Below are 6535 nucleotides of genomic sequence, written 5' to 3'. Positions count from 1 at the left end.
GCGCCGACCGAGCTGGTCGTCGAGGACATCACCGTCGGTGACGGGCCCGAGGCGCAGCGTGGCGGCGTCGTCGACGTGCACTACCACGGCGTCGAGTACGACACGAACGCCGTGTTCGACTCCTCCTTCCAGCGGGGTGACTCGGTGAAGTTCCCGCTCGGGCGCCTGATCCCGGGCTGGCAGGAGGGCATCCCCGGCATGAAGGTCGGTGGCCGCCGCAAGCTGACCGTGCCGCCGGAGCTGGCCTACGGTCCTGCCGGGTCCGGCCATCAGCTGTCGGGCAAGACGCTGGTCTTCATCATCGACCTGCTCGGCACCAACTAGATCCACCCGCACGGGGGCCCCGAGTCGCGAACGCGACGCGGGGCCCCCGTCGTCTCCCGCCCCGTCCACCCCCCACCCCCGCCCCCCGTGTCCGTTGAATGGGGGTTCATGTGCGAGTTCGGGCTCGCGGATGACGCATGAACCCCCATTCAATGCTTGTCGGGCGGGAGTCAGGGGCGGGCCGGGAACTCGAACACCAACCGGGCCCCGCCGAGCGCGCCGTCCTCGAACCAGGCTCGGCCACCGTGCAATTGGGCCTGCTGCTCCACCAGCGCCAGGCCGAGCCCCGAGCCGCTCGCGGTGGCGGCGGCGCCGCGCCGGAACCGTTCGAAGACGACCTCGCGTTCCGCCTCGGGGAGGCCGCGGCCGTTGTCGTCGACGGTCAACCGGACGGTGCCGTCGCCGTCCCGGTGCACCGCGAGCACCACGTCGGTGGCCCCGCCGTGCCGCACTGCGTTCGCGATCGCGTTGTCGATGGCCAGCCGCATGCCGGCAGGTAGACCGGGGATCACCAGCGACGGGCCCGCCTCGACCCGGACCGTCACGTTCGGGTGCTGCCGCTCGGCGTCGTGAGCGGCGGCATCGCACAGCTCGACGAGGTCGGTGGGAACGTGGTCGCGGTCGCTGGACAGTTCACCGGAGGCGAGCCGTTCGAGTGCGGACAGGGTGGACTCCACCCTGCCCTGGGTCCGCTCCAGGTCGCCCAGGATCTCCCGCCGCTGCGACTCGTCGAGCTCCAGGGTGGTCAGCACCTCGATGTCGGTGCGCATCGCGGTCAGCGGGGTCCGCAGCTCGTGCGCGGATGCGGCGGCGAAGTCGCGGGCCGTCTCGAGTGCCGCCTCCGTCCGGTGCTGTGCTTCGGCGATCCGGCCGAGCATCTTCTCGATCGCCATCGCCAGTTCCTCGGCCTCCCGGACACCCGACACCTTCGCGGGTTGCGGTGCGTCCCTGGCGATCTGGTTCGTCAACTTCACGATCGGGCGGACCGCCCGTCCACCGAACACCCAGCCGAGCCCGGTCGCGGCCGCGATCGCGAACACCCCGGCGATCAGCACCCACTTCCGTTGATCGGTCGTCACGTCCCGTGCCTCGGATGCGGGGACGGCGAGCGACATCAGCATCGGCGAGTGCGGGATCGGGGTGGTGTCGACGCGGTAGTCGGTGCCGTCCACCCGGACCGTCGCGGCGCCCTCGTCGAGGGCGGGCATCCGGGTGGGGGTGCTGGCGATCACGTCCCCCGTTCCGGTGGACCGGATGGTGACGGCAAAGGCGCCGCCGTCACCGAACGACGACAGCACCGCCGCCGCGGTCGCGACATTGGGGACCAGCACGCTCGACGCGGTGTCCAGCCTGCGGTCCAACTGCGCGATGTTGTTCCGCGAGATCGCGAACGAGGTGAAGATGCCAAGCAACGCGACGATGACGGTGGCGCCGAGCGCGGCGGCAGCGGCGACGCGGGCGCGCAGGGAATACGAGCGGCGGCGGGGCATCGCGGATCAGGCCGGGTCGCGGAGGACGAAGCCGACACCGCGGACGGTCTGCAGGATCCGCGGATGCCCGTGCGCCTCGAGCTTGCGGCGCAGGTACCCGACGAACACGTCGACGACATTGGTGTCGGCGACGAAGTCGTAGCCCCACACCAGCTCCAGCAGCCGCTCCCGGGTCAGCACGACGCCGTGATTGCGGACCAGCACCGCGAGCAGCTCGAATTCCCTTTTGGTGAGGTCAATCTCGTGGCCGCCGAGCACGGCCCGACGCCCGGGCAGGTCCATCACCAGCTGCCCGACGGTGAGGGTGCCGGGGACGCTGCCGGACGACTCTGCGGGAGCGACCGGGGCGGCGCGCCGACGCAGCATCGCGTTGATCCGGGCGACCAGTTCCGCGAGGACGAACGGCTTGACGAGGTAGTCGTCGGCACCGGCCTCAAGTCCGGCCACCCGATCGTCCACCGAGGCGCGCGCGCTGAGCACACAGATCGGGATGTCGTTGCCCATCGCCCGCAGCGCCGTCACGACGCTGGCGCCATCGAGGACCGGCATGTTCATGTCCAGCACCACCGCGTCCGGCGAACGATCCGCGACAACGGCGAGGGCCTTCGCCCCGTCGGTGGCGGTGAGGATGGTGAACCCGGACAGCCGAAGTCCCCGACGCAGCGAGGCGAGCACGTCCTCGTCGTCGTCGACCACCAGGACGGTTGCGGATGAGGTCTCGGTCACCCCGCCATTGTGCCTGCAGGCGGCGGGGTGGCTGTGCCGGTCGTCACTGACCGGGACCGAGCAGCCGCGCGAGGGCGTCGAGGACGGCGGGGTCCTCGATCGTCGACGGCACGGTGTAGTCCTCGTGGTCGGCGATCTGCCGCATCGTCTTGCGGAGGATCTTGCCGGAGCGCGTCTTCGGCAGCGCCTGCACGACCGTCACGTCGCGGAAGGTGGCGACCGCGCCGATCTGGTCGCGGACCATCGCGACGAGGTCCTTGCGCAGCACCTCGCGGTCGATGTCGGCGCCCGCCTTGAGCACCACGTAGCCGCTGGGCCGCTGACCCTTGAGGTCGTCCTTGATCCCGACGACCGCGCACTCCGCGACCGCGGCATGCTGTGCAACAACGGCTTCCATCGCGCCGGTGGAGAGGCGGTGCCCGGCGACGTTGATCACGTCGTCGGAGCGGCCGAGGACGAAGACGTAGCCGTCGGCGTCGATGTAGCCGGAGTCGCCGGTGAGGTAGTAGCCCGCGAACGTCGACAGGTACGACTTGACGTAGCGCTCCTCGTCGCGCCACAGCCCGGCCAGGGTGCCGGGGGGCAGCGGCAGCCCGATCACGATGTTGCCCTCGGTCCCCGGCTCGACCTCGGTGCCCTCGCCGTCGACGATCTGCACCCGGTAGCCGGGCACCGACACCGTCGGGGAGCCCGCCTTAATCGGCATCGGCTCGAGCCCGCGCAGGTTCGCGCAGATCGCCCAGCCGGTCTCGGTCTGCCACCAGTGGTCGATCACCGGCATGCCGAGCTTCGCGGTCGCCCACTCGTAGGTGTCGGGGTCGAGCCGCTCCCCGGCCGCGAACAGCGTCACCAGGCTGGAGACGTCGTACTTGGCGAGCTCGGCGGCGTCCGGGTCCTCCTTGCGGATCGCCCGGATCGCGGTCGGCGCGGTGAACAGGGCCCGCACCCGATGCTGCTCGACGACCCGCCAGAAGGCGCCCGCGTCGGGTGTGCCGACCGGCTTGCCCTCGTAGACGATCGTGGTCGCGCCGACCAGCAGCGGCGCGTACACGATGTAGGAGTGCCCGACGACCCAGCCCACATCGGAGGCCGTCCACATCGTCTGGCCCGCGCCGATGTCGTACAGGTTGCGCATCGACCAGGCCAGCGCGACCGCGTGCCCGCCGTTGTCCCGGACCACGCCCTTCGGCTTCCCGGTGGTGCCGGAGGTGTACAGGATGTACAGCGGATCGGTCGCGGCCACCGGCACACAGTCGGCGGGTTCGGCGTTCGCGATCTCGGTGTCCCAGTCCAGCCAGCCGTGGTCGGCGGCCGCGCCGGGGATCTGCTCACGGTCCTTGACGATGACCGTCGCCGGCGCGTTGTCGGTCAGGCCGAGGGCCCGCGCCACCATCGGCAGGTACTCGATGGTCCGGCCCGGTTCGAGGCCGCCGGACGCGGTGATGAGTGCCGTCGGCTCGGCGTCGTCGATGCGGGCGGCGAGCTCGGCGGCGGCGAACCCGCCGAACACCACCGAGTGCACGGCGCCGATCCGGGCGCAGGCGAGCATCGCGATCGCCGCCTCCGGGATCATCGGCATGTAGATGACGACGCGATCGCCCGCGGTGATGCCCCTGGCGGCGAGGACACCGGCGAACCGGGACACCTCGTCGAGCAGGTCGGCATAGCTGTAGGTGCGGGTGGTGCCGATCATCGCCGAGTCGTAGATCAGCGCGGCCTGCTCGCCCCGCCCCGCGGCGACGTGCCGGTCGAGGGCATTGAAGCAGGTGTTGAGGGTCGCGTCCGGGTACCAGCGGTACATCGGCGCCGCGGAGTCGTCGAGGGCCTTCGTCGGGGCGCTGACCCAGTCGATCGCCTCGGCGGCCTTCAGCCAGAAGCGCTCCGGATTCTCGACGCTCTCCGCGAACGCGGCGGCGTAGGCCCCGGACTGCTCGACTGCACTCATCGACTTGTGTCCTCTCGATCGCGGGTGCTGCGCACTACACCCTAGGGGACCGCGACGCCCGAACCGGCCGGTCACGCGCGAAAGCACGGAGGAGTCGTCGGGTGGTCGCGAACGGTCGGTGAATGGTCAGTCGTCGCTGGGTGGGAGGAGGTCCAGATCGGAGACCGTGTAGGTGTTGTTGCCGCTCTCGGTCGCCGATCCGACGATATCCGTCAGCCACGGCAGCGGGACGGGGTCGGACACCGCTTCGCCAGTCACCAGGTCGTAGCGGGCGAGCGCGGGCGGATCCTGTCGAGGGTGGAGCGCGGCGACAACGGTGCCGGACACGGACACGACGATGTCCTCGCCCGTGGCGGGGATCGTCCATTCCAACCGTGCCTCCGCCGGGCCGTCGAGGGGCACCGACAGCACCTCGCCCTCCCGGGTAAGCCAATGCAGTCGGTCGTCGACGACCGTCAGCGAGCGAGGCGCCGCGGAGGAGCGGCCTGCCAGCTTGATCGGCTCGGCGCTGCGGGCCCCGTCGGCGAGTTCGGTCCGGGCCAGCGCCAGGCCCGCCTCGGTGCTGCCGGGCGTGGGCGGCGATCGGTGCAGCGACAGCATTGCCGTGCCGTCGGGCGTGCAGACCCCAGTGGACGAGACGGCGGAGAAGTCGGGGTCGTCGAACCAGCGTCCGCGCTCGACCGGAGTGCCGCCCGCGGGTACCTCGACCAGTCGGGCGAGCCACCGCCCCTCGGCGTCGGCGGGCGTGACATCCCGGGCGATCGCGACCGCCCGGTCGCCGCACTGCGCCGCGACCACGACCAGGCCGGGCACCGAACCGCTGACCGGGTGGCCGTCGCCGGCGAGAGTGACGAACGAGCTTTCCCGGCCGCTGTTGAACCAGATCGTCGCTGTCCCGGTGGCAGGATCGTTCACCGCGGCCTGGACCATGAACTCGTCAATGCCGACCTCGGTGCGCGTGGTCGGGGTCAGGGTCGTCACCGCGTCGGCGGACACCGTCACCAGTCGGCCGGGCGATGCCAGCGCCTGCGTGTACGAGATGTCGTTGCCCTCGACGCGCCCGACCACGTTGCCCGCCGCGTCGAAAAGGAAAGTCAGCGAGCGGTTCTGGTTCAGCAGGTCGGTCTGTTCGAGGCCGATGGTCGCGACCGACACCGCGCCGACCGCGTCCGCGGGCAGCGCGTCGAGGTCGGCCCCGGGATAGTCGCGTGATCCGCAGGCCGCAAGCGCGGTCGCGGCGATCACCAGCCCTGCTGCCCGAATTGTGGTGCGCACCCTCGCCATGTCGCCGAATCTAGCGTGCGGCCGCGGTGCCCCCGCGGACGTTACGGTGGGAGCCATGACGCTGCTCGCCGAGGACCTGCTGCTGCTCCTGCTCGACGATGACACCGGCAAGCCGGTGGTGGACGGGATGGTGCTGCCCCGGGCATTGGCCGGGGCGGTGCTGCTCGAGCTGACGCTCGACGGGGTGGTGGAGCCCGCCGACGGCACCGGCGCGGTGAAGAAGGGGCGGCTGGTGCTGCGGAATCGGACGGCCCCGCTGGATCCGATTCTCGCGCACGCGGTCGCGCAGCTGCGTGGGTCGAAGCCGATGAAGCCGGAGGCGGCGATCGAGAAGCTCGGCACGAACCTGCGGGAGGCGGTGCTGGGGCGGATCGTCGAGCGCGGATGGGTCAGCGAGTCGACGGGCAAGCTGCTCGGCATCTTCCCGACCAAGACGTGGCCGTCGGTCGACGCGACCCACGAGCGGGTGGTGCGCGGCAGGCTCCGGGCTGCCCTGGTCGACGGTGGCGAGCCCGATCCGCGCACCGCGGCGCTGATCGCGTTGCTGTCCGCCGCCGACGCCGTCCCGCGGGTGCTGCCCGACGTCAAGAAGAAGGCGGTCCGGGCGCGCGCCAAGGAGATCGCGCACGGCAATTGGGCCGCCGCGGCCGTCCGCCAGTCCGTCGATGTCGTCAACGCCGCCGTGATCGCGGCGGTGGTCGTGCCCGCCGTCGCCGCCGGCGGCTCGTAGTCGCGAGAGCGGTGGATTCCTCCCGGGTCGTGGGGG

General features: G+C 71.4%; 6 protein-coding genes. 2 read left to right on the top strand and 4 right to left on the bottom strand.

Annotated features, from left to right (window positions below):
- Window positions 1-324, top strand: a 324-nt coding sequence (locus ACFWPA_RS15370) for an FKBP-type peptidyl-prolyl cis-trans isomerase (protein WP_378570789.1), incomplete at its 5' end; no start/stop codon positions are given.
- Window positions 325-494: 170 nt separating this feature from the next.
- On the opposite strand, the gene ACFWPA_RS15365 is transcribed toward ACFWPA_RS15370, so the two are convergent.
- The 4 genes from ACFWPA_RS15365 to ACFWPA_RS15350 all read right to left on the bottom strand — a co-directional run bounded on the left by ACFWPA_RS15365 (window position 495) and on the right by ACFWPA_RS15350 (window position 5769).
- Window positions 495-1814, bottom strand: a complete 1320-nt coding sequence (locus ACFWPA_RS15365; RefSeq protein WP_378508996.1) for a sensor histidine kinase — start codon at window positions 1812-1814, stop codon at window positions 495-497.
- A 6-nt stretch (window positions 1815-1820) separates the two neighbouring features.
- Window positions 1821-2540 carry a response regulator transcription factor gene (locus tag ACFWPA_RS15360; RefSeq protein ID WP_378570787.1) on the bottom strand — a complete coding sequence of 240 codons (720 nt, stop codon included), beginning with the start codon at window positions 2538-2540 and terminating at the stop codon, window positions 1821-1823.
- Between the two features lie 43 nt (window positions 2541-2583).
- Entirely contained in the window at window positions 2584-4485 is a 1902-nt protein-coding gene (locus tag ACFWPA_RS15355) for a propionyl-CoA synthetase (RefSeq protein ID WP_378570785.1), read from the bottom strand.
- Between the two features lie 126 nt (window positions 4486-4611).
- On the bottom strand, window positions 4612-5769 hold the full coding sequence (locus ACFWPA_RS15350; RefSeq protein WP_378570783.1) for a hypothetical protein: 1158 nt from the start codon (window positions 5767-5769) through the stop codon (window positions 4612-4614).
- Between the two features lie 55 nt (window positions 5770-5824).
- Between ACFWPA_RS15350 and ACFWPA_RS15345 the strand changes: the two genes are divergently transcribed.
- On the top strand, window positions 5825-6499 hold the full coding sequence (locus ACFWPA_RS15345) for a GPP34 family phosphoprotein (RefSeq protein WP_378508992.1): 675 nt from the start codon (window positions 5825-5827) through the stop codon (window positions 6497-6499).
- Window positions 6500-6535: the final 36 nt, after the last annotated feature.

The sequence above is a fragment of the Rhodococcus sp. NPDC058505 genome (assembly GCF_042720095.1).
Lineage (GTDB): Bacteria > Actinomycetota > Actinomycetes > Mycobacteriales > Mycobacteriaceae > Rhodococcus_G.
This window is presented reverse-complemented; position numbering and strand designations above follow the sequence as displayed.